The 23,406-nt window shown below is 61.8% G+C and carries 19 protein-coding genes; 6 read left to right on the top strand and 13 right to left on the bottom strand.

Annotated elements, in window-relative coordinates; translation table 11 throughout:
* Positions 1-79 precede the first annotated feature (79 nt).
* Positions 80-1,033: an RHS repeat-associated core domain-containing protein gene (locus tag ABEH27_RS20305; RefSeq protein WP_346615274.1), complete on the top strand. Its 954-nt coding sequence runs from the start codon at positions 80-82 to the stop codon at positions 1,031-1,033.
* A gap of 104 nt (positions 1,034-1,137) precedes the next feature.
* On the opposite strand, the gene ABEH27_RS20300 is transcribed toward ABEH27_RS20305, so the two are convergent.
* The 7 genes from ABEH27_RS20300 to ABEH27_RS20270 form a co-directional block, all read right to left on the bottom strand.
* Positions 1,138-2,031, bottom strand: a complete 894-nt coding sequence (locus tag ABEH27_RS20300) for an ABC transporter permease subunit (protein WP_346615273.1) — start codon at positions 2,029-2,031, stop codon at positions 1,138-1,140.
* The gene (locus ABEH27_RS20295; protein ID WP_346615272.1) at positions 2,028-2,948 is read right to left on the bottom strand and encodes an ABC transporter permease subunit; all 921 of its coding nucleotides are present in this window, start codon (positions 2,946-2,948) and stop codon (positions 2,028-2,030) included. Before ABEH27_RS20295 ends, ABEH27_RS20300 begins: the two co-directional genes overlap by 4 nt.
* The gene (potA, locus tag ABEH27_RS20290; protein ID WP_346615271.1) at positions 2,945-4,087 is read right to left on the bottom strand and encodes a polyamine ABC transporter ATP-binding protein; all 1,143 of its coding nucleotides are present in this window, start codon (positions 4,085-4,087) and stop codon (positions 2,945-2,947) included. Before potA ends, ABEH27_RS20295 begins: the two co-directional genes overlap by 4 nt.
* Before the next feature lie 60 nt (positions 4,088-4,147).
* Positions 4,148-5,242 (bottom strand): polyamine ABC transporter substrate-binding protein, encoded by a 1,095-nt coding sequence (locus ABEH27_RS20285; RefSeq protein WP_346615270.1) that lies wholly within the window; start codon positions 5,240-5,242, stop codon positions 4,148-4,150.
* A gap of 159 nt (positions 5,243-5,401) precedes the next feature.
* The gene (locus tag ABEH27_RS20280) at positions 5,402-6,499 is read right to left on the bottom strand and encodes a polyamine ABC transporter substrate-binding protein (RefSeq protein WP_346615269.1); all 1,098 of its coding nucleotides are present in this window, start codon (positions 6,497-6,499) and stop codon (positions 5,402-5,404) included.
* Positions 6,500-6,668: 169 nt separating this feature from the next.
* A complete protein-coding gene (locus ABEH27_RS20275; RefSeq protein ID WP_346615268.1) occupies positions 6,669-8,030 on the bottom strand; it encodes an aspartate aminotransferase family protein in 1,362 nt (453 codons plus the stop codon).
* A gap of 49 nt (positions 8,031-8,079) precedes the next feature.
* The gene (locus ABEH27_RS20270; RefSeq protein ID WP_346615267.1) at positions 8,080-9,438 is read right to left on the bottom strand and encodes a glutamine synthetase family protein; all 1,359 of its coding nucleotides are present in this window, start codon (positions 9,436-9,438) and stop codon (positions 8,080-8,082) included.
* Between the two features lie 574 nt (positions 9,439-10,012).
* On the opposite strand from ABEH27_RS20270, the gene ABEH27_RS20265 reads away from it, so the two are divergent.
* The gene (locus tag ABEH27_RS20265; RefSeq protein ID WP_346615266.1) at positions 10,013-11,389 is read left to right on the top strand and encodes a glutamine synthetase family protein; all 1,377 of its coding nucleotides are present in this window, start codon (positions 10,013-10,015) and stop codon (positions 11,387-11,389) included.
* Between the two features lie 72 nt (positions 11,390-11,461).
* Here the strand turns inward: ABEH27_RS20265 and argA are convergent, their stop codons facing one another.
* Complete coding sequence (gene argA / locus ABEH27_RS20260; protein ID WP_346615265.1) at positions 11,462-12,760, bottom strand: amino-acid N-acetyltransferase; 1,299 nt, start codon at positions 12,758-12,760, stop codon at positions 11,462-11,464.
* Positions 12,761-12,885: 125 nt separating this feature from the next.
* Entirely contained in the window at positions 12,886-14,028 is a 1,143-nt protein-coding gene (gene argE / locus ABEH27_RS20255) for an acetylornithine deacetylase (RefSeq protein ID WP_346615264.1), read from the bottom strand.
* 115 nt (positions 14,029-14,143) lie between these two features.
* On the opposite strand from argE, the gene ABEH27_RS20250 reads away from it, so the two are divergent.
* Positions 14,144-15,520 carry a CYTH domain-containing protein gene (locus ABEH27_RS20250; protein ID WP_346615263.1) on the top strand — a complete coding sequence of 459 codons (1,377 nt, stop codon included), beginning with the start codon at positions 14,144-14,146 and terminating at the stop codon, positions 15,518-15,520.
* Positions 15,521-15,581: 61 nt separating this feature from the next.
* Here ABEH27_RS20250 and ABEH27_RS20245 read toward each other — a convergent pair whose 3' ends face one another.
* Positions 15,582-16,052 (bottom strand): Lrp/AsnC family transcriptional regulator, encoded by a 471-nt coding sequence (locus ABEH27_RS20245; protein ID WP_346615262.1) that lies wholly within the window; start codon positions 16,050-16,052, stop codon positions 15,582-15,584.
* 126 nt (positions 16,053-16,178) lie between these two features.
* On the opposite strand from ABEH27_RS20245, the gene ABEH27_RS20240 reads away from it, so the two are divergent.
* The 3 genes from ABEH27_RS20240 to ABEH27_RS20230 all read left to right on the top strand — a co-directional run bounded on the left by ABEH27_RS20240 (position 16,179) and on the right by ABEH27_RS20230 (position 18,684).
* Complete coding sequence (locus ABEH27_RS20240) at positions 16,179-16,496, top strand: hypothetical protein (protein WP_346615261.1); 318 nt, start codon at positions 16,179-16,181, stop codon at positions 16,494-16,496.
* Positions 16,497-16,594: 98 nt separating this feature from the next.
* Entirely contained in the window at positions 16,595-18,280 is a 1,686-nt protein-coding gene (locus ABEH27_RS20235) for an ATPase, T2SS/T4P/T4SS family (RefSeq protein WP_346615260.1), read from the top strand.
* A gap of 89 nt (positions 18,281-18,369) precedes the next feature.
* A complete protein-coding gene (locus tag ABEH27_RS20230; RefSeq protein WP_346615259.1) occupies positions 18,370-18,684 on the top strand; it encodes a DUF2388 domain-containing protein in 315 nt (104 codons plus the stop codon).
* A gap of 109 nt (positions 18,685-18,793) precedes the next feature.
* Here ABEH27_RS20230 and gcvP read toward each other — a convergent pair whose 3' ends face one another.
* From gcvP to gcvT, 3 genes are all read right to left on the bottom strand, one after another.
* Positions 18,794-21,667 carry an aminomethyl-transferring glycine dehydrogenase gene (gcvP, locus tag ABEH27_RS20225; RefSeq protein ID WP_346615258.1) on the bottom strand — a complete coding sequence of 958 codons (2,874 nt, stop codon included), beginning with the start codon at positions 21,665-21,667 and terminating at the stop codon, positions 18,794-18,796.
* Positions 21,668-21,843: 176 nt separating this feature from the next.
* Positions 21,844-22,227: a glycine cleavage system protein GcvH gene (gene gcvH, locus ABEH27_RS20220; protein WP_346615257.1), complete on the bottom strand. Its 384-nt coding sequence runs from the start codon at positions 22,225-22,227 to the stop codon at positions 21,844-21,846.
* A 47-nt stretch (positions 22,228-22,274) separates the two neighbouring features.
* Complete coding sequence (gcvT, locus tag ABEH27_RS20215) at positions 22,275-23,357, bottom strand: glycine cleavage system aminomethyltransferase GcvT (protein WP_346615256.1); 1,083 nt, start codon at positions 23,355-23,357, stop codon at positions 22,275-22,277.
* Positions 23,358-23,406: the final 49 nt, after the last annotated feature.

Below are 23,406 nucleotides of genomic sequence, written 5' to 3'. Positions count from 1 at the left end.
TTACTCAACCTGATCGCTTCGACAAATGCACCGTTGGATAAGCGCTCTTTCGCCAGACCTTGACTGAGAGAAAAGTCCCGTGGCCACCATTAAAAAAGCCTCCCGCTTTTACCAAAACGGTCGTTTAGCCACCGAGCTCAGCGGCGCGGAAACACGCTCCGTTTTCCAGCATAAAAATGGCCTCTTGGCACAATCCACATCAGGTGCTGAGGCAACGCATACCATCATGGCGGTGAACAGCGCCAATACGGTCATCACCGAGTTGGGGCTTGCCGGTAAGGCGCAGTTCCCGTACACCCCTTATGGCAGACGCCCACCCCAGAGCGAAGCGAATAACCCCTTGGCATTCAACGGCGAGCCACTAGACTCAGCAACAGGTGGTTATTTGTTGGGGAATGGTTATCGCCTGTTCAACCCCACGCTCAAGCGATTCTGCAACGCTGATAACCTTAGCCCGTTCGATAAAGGCGGGCTGAACGCTTATGGATACTGCTCGGGGGATCCGGTCAATCGCGTTGATCCCTCGGGGCATTTTGCCTTCCACACGCTCTTATTCGCTGCATCAATGGTCACGTTTGCAACGGCAACCGCACTGGAAATTGCAGCGAATGTTGTAAAGTCCGATACAGCACGTAAGGACTTGGCCATAGCAGCTTATGTTTTAACTGGCGTCGGTTTAGCTCTAACGGGAGGTGCCATTGCAGCAAGAAGATTCAATTTTTCACCATTCCGACGTCAATCAGCCGGACTTCGGCCCACTCAATCTATGGAACTCCAACCACGCCTGTCCAATAACGTCACTAATCGCTGGGGTTTCTCGAATACAGAAGGGTCGGCGTACGGGCTCAATGAGATGCCTCCACCTTATAGCTCTGTGTCTAATGGCGCTCAGCCAGCGCCAATTTTAGATGTCCCCCCACCCACTTATGTAGACGCTGCCCGAGCTTTGAATTCACCCTTTACCAACTCTACTAGTAACACCGTCAGACAACGCTGGCTCAGCACCAGTGTGCCGAATGTGCGTCGACAATAATGCTATGCCGACGACGCTAAACTTACTGGAGGGTATGAGCCAGGCAATTTCGGAGCTTGCACGGGCCTGTTCGCGGCACTGGCTGGCCGCGAACAGGCTTTATCTCACGCTGAAACCGTGAGCTGGCTCGGGCGCTTGACCTGCGGCTGCGAGGCGTTCGCCGCCGCACCTTCTTCGATCGCCTGCTGGATCGCCTTGCGGCGACGTTCTTCGGCCCGGCGGCTGAAGAACCAGACGAAGAAGGTCACCAACGACACCGACAGCAGGATCAGGCTGGCCACGGCGTTGATTTCCGGTTTGACGCCCAGGCGCACCGCCGAGAACACTTCCATCGGCAAGGTGGTCGAGCCAGGGCCGGACACGAAGCTGGCCAGTACCAGGTCATCCAGCGACAGGGCGAACGACATCATGCCACCCGCCGCCAGCGACGGCGCGATCATCGGGATGGTGATCAGGAAGAACACCTTCCACGGCTTGGCACCCAGGTCCATGGCAGCTTCTTCGATCGACAGGTCCAGCTCACGCAGCCGCGCCGACACCACCACCGCCACATAGGCCGCGCAGAACGTGGTGTGGGCGATCCAGATGGTGACGATACCGCGCTCCTGCGGCCAGCCGATCATTTGCGCCATCGCCACGAACAGCAGCAACAGCGACAGACCGGTGATCACCTCGGGCATCACCAGCGGCGCGGTGACCAGGCCACCGAACAGCGTGCGGCCCTTGAAGCGGGTGACCCGGGTCAGCACGAAGGCCGCCAGGGTACCCAGCGCCACCGCTGCCACCGCCGTATAGCAGGCGATTTCCAGCGAACGCATCACCGAACCCATCAGCTGAGTGTTGTCGAGCAGGCCGACGTACCACTTGATCGACCAGCCACCCCACACCGTCACCAGCTTGGAGGCGTTGAACGAGTAGATCACCAGGATCAGCATCGGCAGGTAGATGAACAGCAAGCCGAGCACCAGCATCAGCTTGGAGAAACTGAAGCGTTTCATGCGCGGCCCTCCATTTCTTTGGCCTGGCTGCGGTTGAACAGCAGGATCGGCACGATCAGGATCGCCAGCATCACCACCGCCAGGGCGGATGCCACCGGCCAGTCGCGGTTGTTGAAGAACTCCTGCCACAGCACTTTACCGATCATCAGGGTTTCCGGGCCGCCCAGCAGTTCCGGGATCACGAACTCGCCCACCACCGGGATGAACACCAGCATGCAGCCGGCGATGATGCCGTTTTTCGACAGCGGCACGGTGATTTTCCAGAAGCTGTTGAAGGTGCTCGAGCCCAGGTCCGATGCTGCTTCGAGCAGGCTCTGGTCATGCTTCACCAGGTTGGCGAACAGCGGCAGGATCATGAACGGCAGGTACGAATAGACCACGCCGATATACACCGCCAAGTTGGTGTTGAGGATCTGCAGCGGCTGGTCGATCAGCCCGGTCCACATCAGGAAACCGTTGAGCAGCCCGTTATTGCTGAGGATGCCCATCCAGGCATAGACGCGGATCAGGATCGCGGTCCAGGTCGGCATCATGATCAGCAGCAGCAGAACCGTCTGGGTCTCCTTCTTGGCGTTGGCGATCGAGTAGGCCATCGGGTAGCCGATCAGCAGGCACAGCAAGGTGCTGAAGAAGGCCATCTTCAACGAGCCCAGGTAGGCCGAGATGTACAGCTCATCCTCGGTCAACAGGCCGTAGTTGGCCAGGTTGAGCACCAGCTGGATCTTGTCTTCGACGTAGCTGTAGATCTCGGTATACGGCGGGATCGCCACGTCGGCTTCGGCAAAGCTGATCTTCAACACGATGAAGAACGGCAGCATGAAGAACAGGAACAGCCAGATGAACGGCACGCCGATCACCAGGTGCCGCCCCTCCGGGGTCAACCGCTGGAAGGCTCGCTTGAGCTTGCGCAGTTTCATGACCGCAGTACCACGCCGCTGTCATCTTCCCACCACACGTACACTTCATCGCCCCAGGTCGGGCGCGCGCCCTGGCGCTCGGCGTTGGCGACGAACGACTGCACCACCTTGCCGCTCGGCAGCTCGACGTAGAACACCGAGTGGCCGCCCAGGTAGGCGATGTCGTGGACCTTGCCGCGCGACCAGTTGTGCTCGAACTCGGGCTGCTTGGTGGTTACCAGCAGCTTTTCCGGGCGCAGCGCATAAGTGATGTGCTTGTCTTCCACCGAGGTGGTGATGCCGTGGCCGACGTAGATCTTGCGCTCCAGTTCCGGGCTGGCAATGATCGCGTGGCCTTCGGCGTCGTCGACCACGTCACCCTCGAACAGGTTGACGTTGCCGATGAATTCGCACACCAGGCGGCTGGTTGGCGTCTCGTAGATATCCACAGGCGAGCCGATCTGGGCGATCCAGCCCAGGTGCATGATGGCGATGCGCTGGGCCATGGTCATGGCCTCTTCCTGGTCGTGGGTCACCATCACGCAGGTCACGCCTACGCGTTCGATGATTTCGACCAGCTCCAGCTGCATCTGCGAACGCAGCTTCTTGTCCAGCGCGCCCATCGGCTCGTCGAGCAGCAGCAGCTTGGGGCGTTTGGCCAGCGAACGGGCCAGGGCCACACGCTGACGCTGGCCACCGGACAACTGGTGCGGCTTGCGCTTGGCGTACTGGGTCATGTGCACCAGCTTGAGCATTTCGGCCACGCGGGCGTCGATGTCAGCTTTGGGCAGTTTGTCCTGCTGCAGGCCAAAGGCAATGTTCTGCGCCACGGTCATGTGCGGGAACAGCGCGTAGGACTGGAACATCATGTTGATCGGCCGCTCGTAAGGCGGCATGTCGGTGATGTCGACGCCGTCGAGCAGGATGCGCCCTTCGGTAGGCCGCTCGAAACCGGCGAGCATGCGCAGCAAGGTCGATTTGCCGGAACCGGAGCCACCCAGCAGGGCGAAGATCTCGCCTTTACGGATTTCCAGCGACACATCGTCTACGGCGATGGTTTCGTCGAACTTCTTCGTGACCCGGTCGATCTTGACCAGCACCTGCTTGGGTTGCTGGCCACCCTCGAGGGCTTTCTTATAGGCACCGGAGGCAACTGCCATGAGTGAAACTCCCAACAAGATTTGTGTGCCCGCCCCCGCTTTGGCGGCGGGCCTGGATTGTTACTTGCCCGACTTGACCTTGGTCCAGCTGCGGGTCATCAAACGTTGCACCTTGGGCGGCAACTCACTGTTGACGAACATCTTGTCCAGCACTTCCTGCGGTGGGTAAACCGCGGCGTCAGTCCTCACGGCCTGGTCCATCAGGTCGCCAGCCTTGGGGTTCGGGTTGGCGTAACCGACGTAATCACTGACCTGGGCGATAACCTCAGGTTTCAGCAAATAGTTGATGAAGGCATGGGCCTCTTTGACGTTCTTGGCGTCCTTGGGAATCGCCAGCACGTCGAACCAGAGGTTGCCGCCTTCCTTGGGAATGGCGTAGGCCAGGTTCACGCCCTTCTTCGCTTCTTCAGCGCGGGCCTTGGCCTGGAACACATCACCGGAGAAGCCTGCCGCGACGCAGATATCGCCGTTGGCCAGGTCGGTGATGTACTTGGACGAGTGGAAGTAGGTCACGTACGGGCGCACTGCCAGCAGCTTCTTCTCGGCCTTTGCATAATCCTTGGGGTCGGTGCTGTTGGGGTCGAGGCCCATGTAGTTGAGCACCGCTGGCAGCATTTCGTCCGCCGAGTCGAGGAAGGCCACGCCGCATTTGGAGAGCTTCTTCATGTTCTCGGGTTCGAACAGCACGGCCCAGGAGTCGATGGTGTCCACGCCCAGCGCGGCCTTCACCTTGTCGACGTTGTAGCCGATGCCATTGGTGCCCCACAGGTAAGGTACGGCGTACTGGTTACCCGGGTCGTTCTTTTCCAGGCGCTTCATCAACGCCGGGTCGAGGTTGGAATAATTGGGCAGCAGGTTCTTGTCGAGCTTCTGGAACGCGCCCGCCTTGATCTGCTTGCCGAGGAAATGGTTGGACGGCACCACCACGTCATAGCCGGTGTTGCCGGCCAACAGTTTGCCTTCCAGGGTTTCGTTGGAGTCGAAAACGTCCTGCACGGGTTTGATCCCCGTGGCCTTCTCGAAGTCCGCCAACGTGGTCGGGCCGATGTAATCGGACCAGTTGTACACATGCACCGTAGGCGCCGCTTGGACGCTGCATGCCAGCGTCAGGCCCGCTCCAGCCATCAAGGCTTTGCGTAATACAGAAATAGACAAGTGGGTGTCCTCACAATCAGTGCCTTGGTAACGGCGCAGCGCTGCGGCGCAGGCAAAACCGGCGCGCAACTTACCTTCGCAGCCTCGATGCCGCAATCATCAATTGCCATTCACTGGCTCTGGGCCGGAAAACCCCGGCCCAGAGGTTGTGCATCAGGCTTACTTGCCCGACTTGATCTTGGTCCAGCTGCGGGTGATCAAACGCTGGGCGGCAGCTTCGGGAGCGGCGATCGCGTACAGCTGTTTTTTCACGTCAGCCGGCGGATAGATGCTCGGGTCGCTGGTGATGGCCTTGTCGACCAACGGGGTAGCAGCCTCGTTGCCATTCGGGAAGCGCACGGCGTTGGTGATTTCAGCCATGATTTCCGGCTGCAGCAGGAAATTCATGAACTGGTAGGCGGCATCCTTGTGCTCGGCATCTTTCGGGATGGCGACCATGTCGTAGAAGGTACCTGCACCTTCTTTCGGAATGACGTAGTCCACTTTGACCTTGTCGCCAGCTTCATGGGCACGGGCCTTGGACTGCTCCAGGTCACCCGAGTAACCGACGGCTACGCAGATGTTGCCGTTGGCCATGTCGCCGATGTACTTGGACGAGTGGAAGTAGGTGATCGAAGGACGGATCTTGAGGAACAGGTCCTCGGCGGCCTTCAGGTCCTCTTTGGTGGTGCTGTTGGTCGGCTTGCCCAGGTAGTGCAGCGCGGCCGGGATCATCTCGGTCGGTGCATCCAGGAAGCTTACGCCGCAGCTTTTGAGCTTGGCGATGTTCTCAGGCTTGAACACCACGTCCCACGAGTCGATCTTGTCCACGCCCAGTGCGGCCTTGACCTTCTCGGGGTTGTAGCCGATGCCGATCGAACCCCACATGTACGGGAAGGCGTGCTTGTTGCCCTGGTCACTGGCGTCACCGACGGCCTTGAGCAGGTCTGCATCGAGGTTTTTCCAGTTCGGCAACTTGGAGCGGTCGAGCTCTTCGTAGACGCCAGCCTTGATCTGCTTGGCCAGGAAGTTGTTGGACGGTACGACCACGTCATAACCCGACTTGCCTGCCAGCAGCTTGGCTTCCAGGGTTTCGTTGCTGTCGAAGACGTCGTACTTGACCTTGATGCCGGTCTGCTTTTCGAACTTCGCGATGGTGTCCGGAGCGATGTAGTCCGACCAGTTGTAGACGTTCAGCACCTTGTCTTCAGCCTGTACAGCGGTGGCCATGGCACCCATCAGGGCGGCGGCCAGCAACGTCTTGCCCATTTTCTTCATGCGTCATGCTCCAGAATTTTTATTTAGCTATCTGTTCAGCAGCCAGGACCTACGGTGCAGAGCGCCGGGCGACTGGAACAGCCGCTAGTCTGGCAAGTTACAAGGCGCTGTTTCAAGGAAAGCAGCCCCTTGTAACCAACTAATGTCACAACGCTAGCCTAGCAAAGGCTCACCGGATCGCTTCGAGGGTCAGGTCCAGGCACTTGCGCGCCTTTTCCACCAGCTCATCCACCTCTGCATGGGTGATCACCAAAGGCGGTGCGATGATCATGGTGTCGCCCACCGCGCGCATGATCAGGCCGTTGTCGAAACAGAAGTTGCGGCAGACCATGCCCACGCCTTTGCCTTCGTAACGGCTGCGGGTGGCTTTGTCCTTGACCAGCTCGATCGCGCCGAGCAGGCCCAGGCCGCGTACCTCGCCCACCAGCGGGTGGTCCTGCAGCTCACGCAGACGTTTTTGCAAGTAGGGTGCCACTTCCGTGCGGGCCTTCTCGACGATCTTCTCGTCGCGCAGGATGCGCAGGTTTTCCAGGCCCACTGCGGCCGCCACCGGGTGGCCTGAATAGGTGAAGCCGTGGTTGAAGTCGCCACCTTCGCTGATCACCTTGGCCACCTTGTCACGCACGATCACACCGCCCATCGGGATGTAACCGGAGGTAAGGCCCTTGGCGATGGTCATGAGGTCGGGCTTGAGGTCGTAGTAGTCGGAGCCGAACCACTCGCCGGTGCGGCCGAAACCACAGATCACTTCGTCGGCGACGAACAGGATGTCGTATTTCGCGAGAATCTCTTTCACCTTCGGCCAGTAGGTCTCAGGCGGGATGATCACGCCGCCGGCGCCCTGGATCGGCTCGGCGATGAAGGCGGCAACATTGTCTTCGCCGACTTCCAGAATCTTTTTCTCAAGCTGCTCGGCAGCCCATACGCCAAATTCGTCGGGGCTCATGTCGCCGCCTTCACCGAACCAGTACGGCTGCGGGATGTGCACGATGCCCGGGATCGGCAGGCCGCCCTGTTCGTGCATGCCGCTCATGCCGCCCAGGCAGGCACCCGCGAAGGTGGAGCCGTGGTAGCCGTTGATGCGGCCAATGATGGTCTGCTTGTGGGGTTTACCCTTGAGTGCCCAGTAATGGCGGACCATGCGCAGCACGGTGTCGTTGCCTTCAGAGCCGGAGCCGGTGAAGAACACATGGGTCATGCCCTCGGGCGCCACGTCGGTGATGGCCTTGGCCAGCTCCAGCGCGGGCGGGTGGGCAGTCTGGAAGAACAGGTTGTAGTACGGCAGCTCGCGCATCTGCTTCTCGGCAGCCTGCACCAGCTCTTCACGGCCATAACCGACCGCCACGCACCACAGGCCGGCCATGCCGTCGAGGATCTCGTTCCCCTCGCTGTCCCACAAATGCACGCCCTGCGCCTTGGTGATGATGCGCGGCCCCTTCTTCTTCAGCTGCTTGTAGTCACTGAAAGGTGCAAGGTGGTGCTCGCCGCTCAGGGTTTGCCATTCACGGGTTTGCGGGTTTTTGACGCTCATGTGCTTCTCCATGTTCCACAGGCCGCCGGTGGGCGGCCTCAGGGGTTGATCACACAGCAAACAGCAGGAACTCACGCTCCCAGGAGCTGATGACTCGCTTGAAGTTCTCGTGCTCGGCGCGTTTGGTGGCGACGTAGCCGGTGATGAATTTCTTGCCCAGGTACTGGGTCAGCGCGCGGCTGACTTCCATGCGCTCCAGAGCATCTTCGATGGTCAGCGGCAGGCGCAGGTTGCGCCGCTCGTAGCCACGCCCCTGCACCGGCGCGCTGGCAGCAATACCTTCGACCATGCCGATGTAGCCGCACAGCAGGCTGGCGGCGATGGCCAGGTAGGGGTTGGCATCGGCGCCGGGCAGGCGGTTTTCAACGCGGCGGTTCTGCGGGCCGGCATCCGGTACGCGCAGGCCGACGGTGCGGTTCTCCTCGCCCCATTCGACGTTCACCGGCGCCGAGGTGTCGGGCAGGAAGCGGCGGAACGAGTTGACGTTGGGCGCGAACAGCGGCAGCGCCTCGGGGATGAACTTCTGCAGGCCACCGATGTGGTTGAGGAACAGCTCGCTCATGCTGCCGTCTTCATTGCTGAAGATGTTCTTGCCGGTGACCGCGTCCACCACGCTCTGGTGCAGGTGCATGGCGCTGCCTGGCTCGCCGGTCATCGGCTTGGCCATGAATGTCGCGGCCACATTGTGCTTGAGCGCCGCCTCGCGCATGGTGCGCTTGAATACCAGGATCTGGTCGGCCAGGTGCAGGGCGTTACCGTGACGGAAGTTGATTTCCATCTGCGCCGTGCCATCTTCGTGAATCAGGGTGTCGAGGTCCAGCTGCTGCAATTCGCACCAGTCGTAGACGTCCTCGAACAGCGGGTCGAATTCGTTGGCGGCCTCGATCGAAAACGACTGGCGGCCGGTTTCCGGGCGGCCAGAACGGCCAACCGGCGGTTGCAGCGGGAAGTCAGGGTCTTCGCTGCGCTTGGTCAGGTAGAACTCCATCTCTGGCGCTACGATCGGCTGCCAACCCTTCTCGCTATAGAGCTGGAGGACTTTCTTGAGGACGTTGCGCGGCGACAGCTCGACGGGGTTGCCCTTCTTGTCGTAGGTGTCGTGGATAACCTGCGCGGTCGGCTCGATGGCCCACGGCACGAGGAACACGGCGTTCTCGTCGGGGCGGCAGATCATGTCGATGTCGGCCGGGTCGAGCAGTTCGTAATAGATGTCGTCATCGACGTAATCGCCGGTCACGGTCTGCAGCAACACGCTCTCGGGCAGGCGCATGCCTTTTTCGGCGATGAACTTGTTGGTCGGTGAGATCTTGCCGCGGGTGATGCCGGTCAGGTCGCTGATCAGGCATTCGACTTCGGTGATCTTGTGCTCTTTCAACCAATCGGTGAGCTGGTCGAGGTTGTTACTCATAGATACCTCAGGAGGTAATGTGGTCCGCGCATTGATTCTGGATGGAGTGAGTTGCTAAAGCAAAAACCCCCACGCAGGAGCGCAGTGGATACACTGAAAACAAGCGTGTCCGAAATGAGTTTGGAGGGCAGCAAGACAACGAAGGAAGCGAAACGGCGCTACGAGGGGTAGGCAAGGCGCGCAAAACGTCAATTATTGCGGCCACGGCGGCCACAGCGCGATTGCTGCTTGCAGGAACGACAGGGATGCCCGAGCACACTGCAAAGGCAGTGCTTTCAGGTCGCGACAAGCGGACCATGTGACCCTCGTATTATTGTGTTTTGGGTTGTGACCGAGCTTAGCCTTGTTCATTTTTTTACACAACCACTCCGTAAAAAATAAAACACGGCATGTCGGAGATAGCCCTTTCACAGGGAAATAGCGGATAATGGCACGCCCCGATATGCAGCAAATCTGCCGTAGATGTGCCATTTCAGGGCATCATGTGGTTGGCTTGACATCAGTAGGGCTTTTCGATTGACTGGTCCTGCAAGCCCCCCTTGATTGATATTTTTAACAACAAAGGTGTTGCATCATGTCGGTACCCCCGCGTGCCGTTCAGCTTAACGAAGCGAACGCGTTCCTTAAGGAACATCCTGAGGTTCTCTACGTTGACCTTCTGATTGCAGATATGAATGGTGTGGTGCGTGGCAAGCGCATTGAGCGCACCAGCCTCCACAAGGTTTACGAGAAAGGCATCAACCTGCCGGCCTCCCTCTTCGCCCTGGACATCAACGGTTCCACCGTCGAAAGCACTGGGCTCGGCCTGGACATCGGCGATGCTGACCGCATCTGCTATCCGATCCCTGACACGCTCTGCAATGAGCCGTGGCAGAAACGCCCCACCGCCCAGCTGCTGATGACCATGCACGAGCTCGAAGGCGAGCCGTTCTTCGCCGACCCGCGTGAAGTGCTGCGTCAGGTGGTGAGCAAGTTCGACGACCTGGGCCTGACCATCTGCGCTGCCTTCGAGCTGGAGTTCTACCTGATCGACCAGGAGAACGTGAATGGCCGCCCGCAGCCACCCCGCTCGCCGATCTCGGGCAAGCGCCCGCAGTCGACCCAGGTGTACCTGATCGACGACCTCGACGAATACGCCGACTGCCTCCAGGACATCCTCGAAGGTGCCAAGGAGCAAGGCATTCCGGCCGATGCCATCGTCAAGGAAAGCGCCCCGGCGCAGTTCGAAGTCAACCTGCACCACGTTGCCGACCCGCTCAAGGCCTGTGACTACGCAGTGCTGCTCAAGCGGCTGATCAAGAACATCGCCTACGACCATGAAATGGACACCACCTTCATGGCCAAGCCCTACCCGGGCCAGGCAGGCAACGGCCTGCATGTACACATTTCCGTGCTGGACAAGGATGGCAACAACATCTTCACCAGCGAGGATCCCGAGCAGAACGCCGCGCTACGTCACGCTGTCGGCGGTGTGCTCGAGACCCTGCCAGCGTCCATGGCGTTCCTCTGCCCGAACGTCAACTCGTACCGCCGCTTTGGCGCACAGTTCTATGTGCCGAATGCGCCGAGCTGGGGCCTGGACAACCGCACCGTGGCCCTGCGCGTGCCGACAGGTTCGGCAGACGCCGTACGCCTGGAGCACCGCGTGGCCGGCGCCGACGCCAACCCGTACCTGATGATGGCGGCCGTGCTGGCCGGTGTTCACCATGGCCTGACCAACAAAGTCGAGCCGGGTGCGCCGATCGAAGGCAACTCGTATGAGCAGCTTGAGCAGAGCCTGCCGAACAACCTGCGTGATGCCCTGCGCGAGCTGGACGACAGCGAGATCCTGAACAAGTACATCGATCCGAAGTACATCGACATCTTTGTCGCGTGCAAGGAGAGCGAGCTGGAAGAGTTCGAGCACTCGATCTCCGACCTCGAGTACAACTGGTATCTGCATACTGTGTAACTGAAAACGCCGCCCTCTGGGGCGGCGTTTTTACTTGGGATGGGTGTCGCCCGCGAATAGGCCGGCACGCGCCTACAGGGTCTTCTCGAAGATCTTCGAATTACGCTGGTAGTTGTACAGCGAAGCCCGCGCCGCCGGCAGCCGCTCCACCCCACTCGGCGCAAAACCACGCTCGCGGAACCAGTGCGCGGTCCGCGTGGTGAGCACGAACAGCGTATTCAGGCCCATCTGCCGCGCCCGACTCTCGATCCGCTCCAGCAGTTCGTCACCGCGCCCGCCATGGCGGTACTCCGGGTTCACCGCCAGACAAGCCAGTTCACCGGCCTGCGAATCGGCAATCGGGTACAGCGCCGCGCAGGCGATGATCATGCCCTCGCGCTCGACCACACTGAACTGTTCGATCTCCCGCTCCAGCACCTCACGCGAGCGCCGCACCAGGATGCCCTGCTCTTCCAATGGGCTGATCAGCTCCAGCAAACCGCCCACATCTTCGATGGTCGCCTCGCGCACTACCTCGAACTGCTCCTGCGACACCAACGTGCCGCCACCGCCGCGGGTAAACAGCTCGGTGAGCAGCGCGCCGTCTTCGGCGTAGCTGACGATGTGGCTACGGGCAACGCCGCCCTTGCAGGCCTCGGCTGCGGCATCCAGCAGCTCAGCCTGATAATCGCTGCCCAGCCGTGCCAGGTGCGGTGCGATGTGCTGCGGACGCAGCTCGCGTACCAGCTTGCCCTGCTCGTCCAGCAAACCGGGCTCGGCGCCGAACAGCAGCAGTTTGTCGGCACCCAGCTCGATGGCTGCACGGGTGGCCACGTCTTCGCAGGCCAGGTTGAAGATCTCGCCGGTTGGCGAGTAGCCCAGTGGCGACAGCAAGACGATGGAACGCTCGTCGAGCAGCCGGCTGATGCCCTTGCGGTCGATGCGACGGACTTCGCCTGTGTGGTGGTAATCAACCCCTTCGAGCACGCCGATGGGGCGGGCCGTCACCAGGTTGCCGCAGGCCACACGCAGGCGCGAACCCTGCATCGGTGAGGCCGCGATGTCCATCGACAGGCGAGCCTCGATGGCCAGGCGCAAGGCACCCACGGCGTCGATCACGCAGTCCAGGGTGGCCGCATCGGTGATGCGCAGGCCGCGGTGATAGTGCGGGGTCAGGCCACGGGCCGTCAGGCGGCTCTCGATCTGCGGGCGCGAACCATGCACCAGCACCAGGCGTACGCCGAGGCTGTGCAGCAACACCAGGTCATGGACGATATTGCCGAAATTCGGGTGTTCTACCCCATCGCCGGGGAGCATGACCACAAAAGTGCAGTCGCGATGGGCATTGATGTACGGGGAGGCATGACGCAGCCAGTTGACGTAATCGGGCATGACAGGGCCTGTGGATAAAGTGGACGGAGAACGTTGGATCACACGGCGTTCAGGATCATCGTCGGAACAGGCTTGCGGTCACGCGCGGTCTCCTCTAGGCAAGAACGAATAAGCAAGGTGGACGTTTAATTCAGGCAATAGTGCCGGATCAAGTCACGCAATAGACGCACGGTAGGCTCGATTCGTGACATTTCAAGGTATTCGCCGGGTTGGTGGGCGCAGGCGATGTCGCCTGGGCCAAGCACGATGGTCTGGCAACCCAGCTGCTGAAGATAAGGCGCTTCGGTGCCGAACGCCACCGCTTCGGCGCGATGGCCGGTGAGGCGCTCGGCCACTTGCACCAGCTCGGCATCGGCCGCCTGCTCGAACGGCGGCACCTCGGGGAACAGCGGCGCGTAGTCGATGCGCACCTCATGGCGCTCGGCAACCGGCCGCAATTTTTCACGGATTGCAGCACGCAGTTGCTCGGCGTCCATGCCCGGTAGCGGGCGCAGGTCGAATTCCAGGGCGCACTGGCCGCAGATGCGGTTGGGGTTGTCGCCGCCGTGGATGCAGCCGAAGTTCATGGTCGGCGTGGGCACGGTGAACTGCGGGTTGCGGTAGGTTTCCTGCCACTGCCGGCGCAGGCCCATCAGCTCGCCCATCACCTCATGCATGGCCTCCATCGCGCTGCGGCCCAGGCTGGGGTCGGACGAATGGCCACTGCGCCCGAGGATATCGATGCGGTCCATCAGAATGCCCTTGTGCATGCGGATCGGCCGCAGGCCCGTCGGCTCGCCGATCACCGCGGCGCGGCCCAGCGGCTGGCCGGCCTCTGCCAGGGCGCGGGCGCCGGACATCGAACTTTCTTCATCGCAGGTGGCAAGGATCAGCAAGGGTTGCTTGAAATCATGCTCAAGCAGTGGAATCACCGCCTCGATAACCAGCGCAAAAAAGCCTTTCATATCGCAGCTGCCCAGGCCCACCCAGCGGCCGTCGACCTCGGTCAGCTTGAGCGGGTCGCTGGCCCACAGCTGCTCGTCATACGGCACCGTGTCGCTATGGCCGGCCAGCACCAGCCCACCCGGGCCAGTGCCACGGCTGGCCAACAGGTTGAACTTGCCAGGGCTGACCTGCTGTATGTCGCAGCTGAACCCCAGGTCACCCAGCCAGCCGGCCAGCAGGTCGATGACCTGGCGGTTGGACTGGTCCAGGGCGGGCTGGGTGCAACTGACCGAGGGCGCGGCAATCAAAGCGGCAAACTGGTCTTTCAGCGTTGGCAACGGCATGCGCGTACTCCTCGAAAGCGTTGCCCATCATAGGGCCATCCGCCGTAAGGAATAAACCGTAGCCGGCCCAGTCCTGTAGACTGCACGGCAATCACGCCTTCCCTTCGAGCCTGCGATGCACAAAGAAACTGAACTCAAGCTTCGCGCCAGCCGCGACACCCTGGCCGCACTGCGCGAGCACCCTCTGCTGAAAAAGCGCAACAAGTCCGGCTGGCAGACCCGCGAACTGCTCAACCAGTACTTCGACACCCCGGAGCGCGACCTTGCTGCCGCCCGTGTCGCGCTGCGCCTGCGCCGCGATGGCGAGGCAATCATCCAGACCTTGAAATGCCGCGGTCAGAGCGTCGCGGGGCTGTCCGAGCGCAACGAATTCGAGTGGAACCTGGACAAGGTCAAGCTCGACCTGAAAAAGCTCGACGCCACCTGCTGGCCCGAGCAGCTGGGTGAGCTGGACAAGAAAACCATCAAGCCGCTGTTCACCACTGATTTCACCCGCGAATTCGCTGAAATCGCCTGGGGCCGTGGCAAATCCAAAGTGGTGATCGAGGCCGCGCTGGACCAGGGCTTCGTGATCGCTGGTAAACGCAAGGAAGAGATCTGCGAGCTGGAGCTGGAACTGCGCGAAGGGGCCCCTGAAGCCCTGCTGGAACTGGCTGCCGAGCTGGCTGCCAGCCTGCCGCTGATGCCGTGCGACATCAGCAAGGCCGAGCGTGGCTACCGCCTGTTGCAGCCGGACAGCTACGAGCTGGGCCTGCCAAGCACCGAACTGGACGCCGAAATGGCCCTGGACGATGCCTTCACCGCCCTCGCCTGGCAGTTGCTCGGCAGCAGCCAGCGCCTGGCTGAGCAATACCGCCACAATGGCCACTGGCGCCTGCTGCAGGATTGGGTACAGGCCCTGGCCGAACTGCGTGCCCTGGTCGCCAGCCTCGGCCAGGCCGCGCCGCGCGCCACCACCCGTGACCTGCGCGCGAGCCTCGACGCGCTGCTGGAAGACTGGCGCCCATTGGTGCAGGCCGGCAATGACGATGAAGACATCCGTCGCGCAGCACCCGAACAATTCCTCGAAGAGCTCGAAGATGTGCGCTGGGGCCAGTTCTCGCTGGAAACCTCGCGCTGGCTGCTGGCCCGTGCCTGGACCGCAGAGCGCAAGGGCCGTGGCGAACGCCAGGGCAAGGCACAATTGGCCAGCTGGCTGGCACACCTGCTGGGTGAAGAAGGGCGCGCACTGAAGTTGCCGCTGTATACCCAGCGCCCGGAAGACCTGGCTGAACAGCTGCCGCGTATCGAGCAGTTGCTCGCCTGGCTGCACCATGCACGCCAGGTGCTTGAAGCGCCGCAGATGGACCGCCTGTATGGCGACCTGAAAAAGCTGCATGAGCTGGCTGAGCTGCCACTGGGCGAAGAGCCTGGCGAATTGCTGGAGGCCCGTATCGAGCAGGCGCGTGCGATTGATCAGAGCCGTGGCTGGAAGCATTTGTTGAAGGCTTGACCGCCTCTGCAGGAGCAGCCTTGCCGGGCCCCCGGACCGGCAAGGCTGCTTCCATCCAGTTTCAGCGCCCCAGCGGCAGGCTGGTGGTGGATTTGATCTCCGACAGCGCCACTATCGAATTAACCTCCTGAATCCCGGGCACATTCGACAGCTTTTCGAAGAAGAACCGCTCATAGGCTTCAATATCCTGCGTGACGATACGCAGCAGGAAGTCGACCGCACCCATCAGCACATAACATTCCAGTACCTCCGGAAAGCCACGGATCGCCTCGGTGAATTCGGTGAAGTTGGAGCGGCCGTGAGCGTTGAGTTTCACCTCGGCAAAAATCTGCGTGTTCAGGCCGACCTTCTTGCGGTCGAGCAAGGTGACCTGGCCACGGATCACACCCTCCTCCTTCAGCCGCTGAATCCGCCGCCAACAGGGCGACTGCGACAAGCCCACGCGCTCGGCAATCTGTGCGCTGGACAGTGAAGCGTCCTCTTGCAGCAGTTCAAGAATGCGCCGATCGTAAGCATCCAGTTCGCCCTGCATTATTTATTCCTCTGAACGCACTTAACCGAATCAATCAATCTGCGTACTAAGCAAATTGATTGAATCATAGCGAAAAAATGCCCGAAAGGACGTGCAAGAATTTCTCCCACCATTGCGGAGACCAGCATGAATGCACTCGAACGCCCCCTGCCCCGATCCGATGTCTGGGCCGCCAACGCCAGCCACAGCAACGTGCGTTATCACCTGCAGGCCGAAGCCGAGCCAGACACCCTGTGCCGCGTACTCAACCTGTTCGCCCTGCAGTTTCTTACACCGCACAGCGTGCAAGTGAGCCAACAAGAAGACCTGCTCGATGTCGAAATCGGTATCGGCGGGTTGAGCTGGCATCGGGCCGAGGTAATTGCGCAAAAATTGCGCAATCTGGTGTGCGTCGTAGAGGTCAGCCTGGAGAACCAGGCACGTGTGGAACTGGCAATCGCCTGAGCATCATTCGGCAAGATCCCGAAACGCTTTACCAGCGCGCGCTTACGCTGCCCCGGCTAGCCTTCACCAGGAACTCATCACCTGGCACGGATGCCGCCATGCATAATTGCGACGATCGATCCCTTGATCTCAACCGCCTGCTGGATGCCCTGCAGGCCGACCAGCACCTGAGCGCCCGCGACGCAGGCAAGGTACTGGAGCTGGCTACCACCCACCCTGGCCGCCATCCCCTCGAAACCATCGCTGCCCTTGACCTCGAAGACCGCCGGCGCACCGGCCAACGGCTGCATCTGGACACCCTGTGCCAGTGGCTTGCGAGCAAAGTGGGCCAACCCTTTCAACGCATCGACCCCCTGCAGCTCGACCTGTCCCAGATCAACGGGCTGATATCGCCAGCCTTCGCTCAGCGCCACGGCATTCTGATCCTGGCCAGCGACAGTGATGGCATCACCGTAGCCAGCGCCCAGCCCTACCAGTGCGACTGGCAAACCGACCTGACCCGCAGCCTGGGCAAACCGATTCGACGCGTGCTGGCCAGCCCGCTGCAGCTGCGCCAGCTGGGCCAGTCGCTGTTCCGCCTGGCCTATTCAGTGCAGGGCGCACAGCATCAACAGTCGGCCAGCCTGGGTGAGCTCGAGCAGTTGCTGGAGCTCGGCAGACGCCAGGGCGATGCGACAGCCGACGATGCGCATATCGTGCACATCGTCGATTGGCTGCTGCAGTACGCTATCGAACAGCGCGCCAGCGATATCCACCTTGAGCCACGCCGCGAGCAGGGCCGGTTGCGCTACCGCATAGACGGGCTGTTACACACGGTTTATGCCTTCCCGGCGAGTGTGACGCTGTCTGTCGTAAGCCGCTTGAAACACCTGGGGCGGATGGATGTAGCGGAAAAACGCCGCCCGCAGGACGGCCGCGTGAACACCGGCTTGCCAGGTGGCAATCAAGTAGAACTGCGCCTGTCGACCCTGCCCACTCCCTTCGGCGAAAAAATCGTGCTGCGCCTGTTCGATCCGCGGCAGCTGCAGGAAGACTTTGACCGCCTGGGCCTTGAAGGTGAGCAACTGGCGCAATGGCAAGCATTGTTGCAGCGCCGCCAGGGCATCCTGCTGGTCACCGGCCCCACCGGCTCGGGCAAGACCAGCACGCTCTACGCCAGCCTCAAGCTGCTGGCCACGCCCGAGGTGAACCTGTGCACCATCGAAGACCCGATCGAGCGCCTTGAACCGGCGTTCAACCAGCTGCAGGTGCAACCGGCGCTGGACCTTGGCTTTGCCAACGGCGTGCGCGCCCTGCTGCGCCAGGACCCTGACATCATCATGATCGGCGAAATCCGCGATCGCGAAACCGCCCTGGTGGCGGTGCAGGCGGCCCTCACTGGGCACCTGGTGCTGTCGACCCTGCACACCAACGATACCTGTGGCGCCATCACCCGCCTGCTGGAACTGGGCGTGGCCGATTACCTGATCAAGGCCACCCTGGGCGGGGTAATGGCCCAGCGCCTGGTGCGCTTGCTGTGCCGTGAGTGCCAGGGAAGCGCATCGTCGGCCAGCAGCCAACCCTGCCAGCTATGCCGGGGTACCGGCTTTCATGGCCGCACAGGCCTGTTCGAGTTGCTGGTGCCGAGTGAAAACCTGCGTGCCCGAATCGGCGCCGGGGTCGATCTGGCCAGTTTGCGGCAACAGGCCGTGGCTGAAGGCTTAGTGGATCTGCGCCGCTGTGGCGAGGCCAAAGTGGCTCGGGGGCTGACCCTTTACGAGGAGGTGTTGCGGGTTTGCGCGTGAGCGAAAAACCCTTGTGCACAAGGAACTTGCGCCCGTCCGGCACGATCAAAGCGGGCAACATCAGCCCTCACCCTTCGAGGTGTTTCATCATGCGTCTCAAAACCGCCATCGCAGCCGCTGCCCTGCTTTCGCTGCCCATTGGCTCCGCCTTTGCCGACACCTTCTGGCGCAACGTGATTTCTTCCGGCGCGACCACGGGATCGACCTACCTGACCTCCAGGGACCACAAGCTGGTCATCGCGGCGCAGGATGACGCCGGCAGCTTCGTGGCCAGCGAAGGCGCTATTCGCGGGCCCTACCTTGAGGCAGCGATGCGCCAGGTACGGGCCGAGAACCCAGGGCTGCAAGCCAGCGACATGGAGCTGGCCAATGCCATTCTGGCCAAGAATTCGTTAGCCGAATAACTGCGCGGCCCTTTTCGCGCGCAAGCCCGTTCCCACAGAACCCCGCCGCTTCAAATCCAGTGCAGAACCTGTGGGTGCCGGCTTGCCGGCGATGACGCCAACACCGATATCAGCGATACGCCTCCACCGGCACACACGCGCAAAACAGGTTCCTGTCCCCATACACATTGTCGACCCGGTTCACCGCTGGCCAATACTTGTGTTTGCGTACGTGAGCGCTGGGGGCGACGGCCTGCTCCAGGCTGTACGGCCGGTTCCACGGTGCCAGCACATCAGCCAGGGTATGGGGGGCATGCTTCAGCGGGTTGTCCTCCGCCGGCCAGTTGCCGTCCTGCACCTGGCCTATCTCCGCGCGGATCGCCAGCATCGCTTCGACGAACCTGTCCAGCTCAGCCTTCGACTCGCTCTCGGTCGGCTCGACCATCAGGGTGCCCGGTACCGGGAATGACATGGTCGGGGCATGGAAGCCATAGTCCATCAAGCGCTTGGCGACATCCTCCTCGCTGATCCCGGTCTGTGCCTTGAGCGGCCGCAGGTCAAGAATGCACTCATGCGCCACCCGTTGGTTGCGGCCCCGGTACAACACCGGGAAGGCACCGCCCAGCTGGCTGGCCAGGTAGTTGGCCGAGAGAATCGCCACTTCGCTGGCATCCGCCAGTTGCGGGCCCATCATGGCGATGTACATCCAGCTGATCGGCAGAATGCTGGCGCTGCCCCAGGGGGCGGCGCTGACCGCAGTGTTGTTCGGGTCCAGGCCCGGTACCGGCACCACCGGGTGGCTGGCGACGAAGGGTGTGAGGTGGGCGCGAATGCCAATCGGCCCCATGCCAGGGCCGCCACCACCATGGGGGATGCAAAAGGTCTTGTGCAGGTTCATGTGCGACACGTCGGCACCGATGTCCGCCGGCCGCGCCAGGCCGACCTGGGCGTTGAGGTTGGCGCCGTCCATGTACACCTGGCCGCCGTGCTGATGCACGACTTCGCAGATTTCACGAATGCCTTCTTCGTAGACGCCATGGGTAGAAGGGTAGGTGACCATCAGGCATGACAGCTTGTCGCCCGCGGCATGGGCCTTGGCCTTGAGGTCTTGGAGGTCGACGTTGCCGGCATCGTCACAGTCGACGATCACTACCTCCATGCCAGCCATCTGCGCCGAGGCCGGGTTGGTGCCGTGGGCCGACGACGGGATCAGGCACAGGGTGCGCTGGGGCTGATGACGGCTGCGGTGATAGCGCGTGATCGCCATGAGCCCGGCGTATTCACCCTGGGCGCCGGAGTTGGGCTGCATGCAAATGGCGTCGAACCCGGTGATGGCACACAACCAGCTTTCCAGCTCGTCGATCATTGCCTTGTAACCCGTAGCCTGCGCGGCTGGGGCGAAGGGATGAAGGTTGGCGAACGCTGGCCAGGTGATGGGGATCATCTCGCTGGTGGCATTGAGTTTCATGGTGCAGGAGCCCAGCGGGATCATCGACTGGTTCAGCGCCAGGTCCTTGTTCTCCAGCTGCTTGAGGTAGCGCAGCATCTCGGTTTCGCTGTGGTGCAAATTGAATACCGGGTGGGCGAGAAACGGCGTGCGCCGCACCAGCGCGGCGGGGATGCCCTCCGGCAGGGCCTGCTGATCGAGTGCGGTGATGTCCAGGCCGTGGTCCACGCCGAGGAAAATGTCGAACAGCCGCAACACGGTGGCCTCATTGCAGGTTTCATCCAGGCTCACGCCCAAATGGCCCCGTCCAAGAATGCGCAGGTTGATCCTCGCCGCTTCCGCGCTTTCGATAATTGCCGCCTGCGCGCCGCCGACATCCAGGGTAAGGGTGTCGAAGAAGTGCTGGTTGAGGCGTTTGATGCCCTTGGCTTCGAGGCCGGCAGCCAGCACGAAGGTAAGCCGGTGCACACGCTGGGCGATGCGCTGCAAGCCTTCAGGGCCGTGGTACACCGCGTAGAACCCAGCGATATTGGCCAGCAGCACCTGCGCCGTGCAGATGTTGGAGTTGGCCTTCTCGCGGCGAATATGCTGTTCGCGGGTCTGCAGGGCCATGCGCAGAGCCGTGTTGCCACGCGCATCGCGCGAGACACCGATGATGCGGCCCGGCATCGCCCGCTTGTAGTCGTCGCGGCAGGCAAAATAGGCGGCATGCGGGCCACCGTAGCCCATGGGCACGCCAAAGCGCTGGGTCGAGCCCAACACTACATCGGCACCGAGCTCGCCAGGCGGGGTCAGCACCACCAGGCTGAGCAGATCAGCCGCCACGCAGGCCAGCGCCTGCTGGTTGTGCAACTGCTCGATCAGCGGGCGCAGGTCGCGCACCTCGCCGTGGGTGTCCGGGTACTGCAGCAAGGCGCCGAAGACCGCATGCTTGCCCAGGTTATCCACAGAGTCGACGATCAACTCGAAGCCAAACCCCTCGGCACGGGTTTTCAGTACCGAAAGCGTCTGCGGGTGGCAGTGCTCGTCTGCGAAGAACGCATTGCTCTTGTTGCGCGCCACGCGCTTGGCCAGGGCCATGGCTTCGGCAGCTGCAGTGGCTTCATCGAGCAGCGAGGCATTGGCCAGGGCCAGGCCGGTCAAGTCGATGACCATCTGCTGGAAGTTGAGCAGGGCTTCCAGCCGGCCTTGGGCGATTTCCGGCTGATAAGGGGTATAGGCGGTGTACCAGCCAGGATTTTCCAGCACGTTGCGCAGGATGACGGTGGGCGTGACGGTGCCGTGGTAGCCCATGCCGATCAGGCTGGTCCACACCTGGTTCTGCTCGGCGTAGCCGGCGAGCTTGGCCAGCGCGGCCTGTTCGTCCAGTGCCGGCGGCAGGTCGAGTGCGCGGTTGAAGCGGATGCCCGGCGGGACGGTCTGCTCGATCAGCTCGCTGCGGCTGGCGAGGCCAAGGGCGCTGAGCATGGCCTGCTGCTCCGAGGCATCGGGCCCCAGGTGGCGGCGCAGGAAAGGGTTGAGCTCTTGCAGTTGATGCAGGGATGGCGACTGGGACATGACGACGCTCTCTTCCTAGACCAGGTCTCATGGAGACTTATAAGTCTAGGAAGGATTGCCGATACTGCGGGAAAACTTGCTTTGGCAGTACCGGCCCTTTCGCGGGCAAGCCCGCTCCTATAGGCCGGAGCTGAACCTGCAGGAGCGGGCTTGCCCGCGATGAAGCCAGCGCGCTATCACTCGCCGATAGCGGCTTTGTAACCGGCAGCATCCAGCAGCTTGTCCAGCTCAGCCGGGTTGCTTGGCTTGAGCTTGAAGATCCACGCGGAGTAAGGTTCATCGTTGAGCTGCTCCGGGCTGTCGGCGAGCTCTTCGTTGACGGCGATCACTTCACCACCCACCGGGGCGTAGATGTCCGAAGCCGCCTTTACCGACTCGACCACGCCCGCCGCATCGCCAGCGGCGAACACCTTGCCAACTTCTGCCAGTTCAACGAACACCACATCACCCAGGGCTTGCTGAGCGTGGTCGCTGATGCCAACGGTCACTGTGCCGTCACTTTCCAGGCGGGCCCATTCATGGCTTTCGGCAAAACGCAGATCGGCGGGGATATTGCTCATGTCTTGTATTCCTCGATTGGGTCAGCGGTCGGCCCGCCGTTAAAGTTTCAGATCAGAATCTTGCCGTGGCGCACGAAGGTCGGCTTGACCACCCGCACCGGGTACCACTTGCCGCGAATTTCGACCTCGGCACGGTCGCCGGTGGCCATGGGTACACGCGCCAGGGCAATGGATTTGCTCAGCGTAGGGGAGAAACTACCACTGGTGATCTCCCCTTCGCCAATCCCGGCCACACGAACCACCTGGTGGGCACGCAAAACACCGCGCTCTTCCAGTACCAGGCCGACGAGCTTGTCCTGCACGCCTTGCTCGATTTCCGCCAGTAAGCCAGCGCGGCCGATGAAGTCGCGCTCAGCCGGCTCCCAGGCGATGCTCCAGCCCAGGTTGGACGTCAGCGGGGTGTGGCTTTCGTCGATGTCCTGGCCGTAGAGGTTCATGCCGGCCTCCAGGCGCAGCGTGTCGCGGGCGCCCAGGCCGCTGGGGGCGATACCGGCGCCAACCAGGTCGTTGTAGAACGCCACGGCCTCATTCCCCGGGAAAATGATCTCCAGCCCGTCTTCACCGGTGTAGCCGGTACGGGCAATGAACCAGTCCCCCTCGACCAGCCCTTCAAACGGGCGTAGCTCCCGAATCAGCGCGGCGCGCGAGGCGCTGAGCAAGGCTGCAACCTTGTCGCGGGCCTGGGGGCCCTGGATGGCGAGAATGGCCAGGTCGGGACGGACCTCGATACCGACCGAAAAATCGGCACTCTGACTTTCCAGCCAAGCCAGTACCTTGGCGCGGGTGGCGGCGTTGGTGACCAGGCGGTAGCCATTTTCCGTACGGTAGACGATCAGGTCGTCAATCACCCCGCCCGCTTCGTTGAGCAGCGGGCTGTAGAGTGCTTTGCCGACACTGTCGAGGCGGGCAACGTCGTTGGCCAGCAGGCGCTGTAGCCAAACGGTGGCGTCGCTGCCATCGACGTCGATCACGGTCATGTGGGAAACATCGAAGACCCCACAGTCACTGCGCACCTGATGGTGCTCCTCGACCTGCGAGCCATAGTGCAGGGGCATGTCCCAGCCACCGAAATCGACTGTCTTGGCGCCAAGCGCCAGGTGCAGGTCGTATAAAAGCGTGCGCTGTCCCATGGGTTTCTCCTTCCGGGCGTGGCGAAGCGGCGGCGGTCGATGACGTTTG

The sequence above is a fragment of the Pseudomonas sp. P39-UII1 genome (assembly GCF_039672635.1).
Taxonomy (GTDB): domain Bacteria; phylum Pseudomonadota; class Gammaproteobacteria; order Pseudomonadales; family Pseudomonadaceae; genus Aquipseudomonas.
Note: the sequence above shows the minus strand (reverse complement) of the source record. Positions and strands in the feature narration are given on the sequence as shown.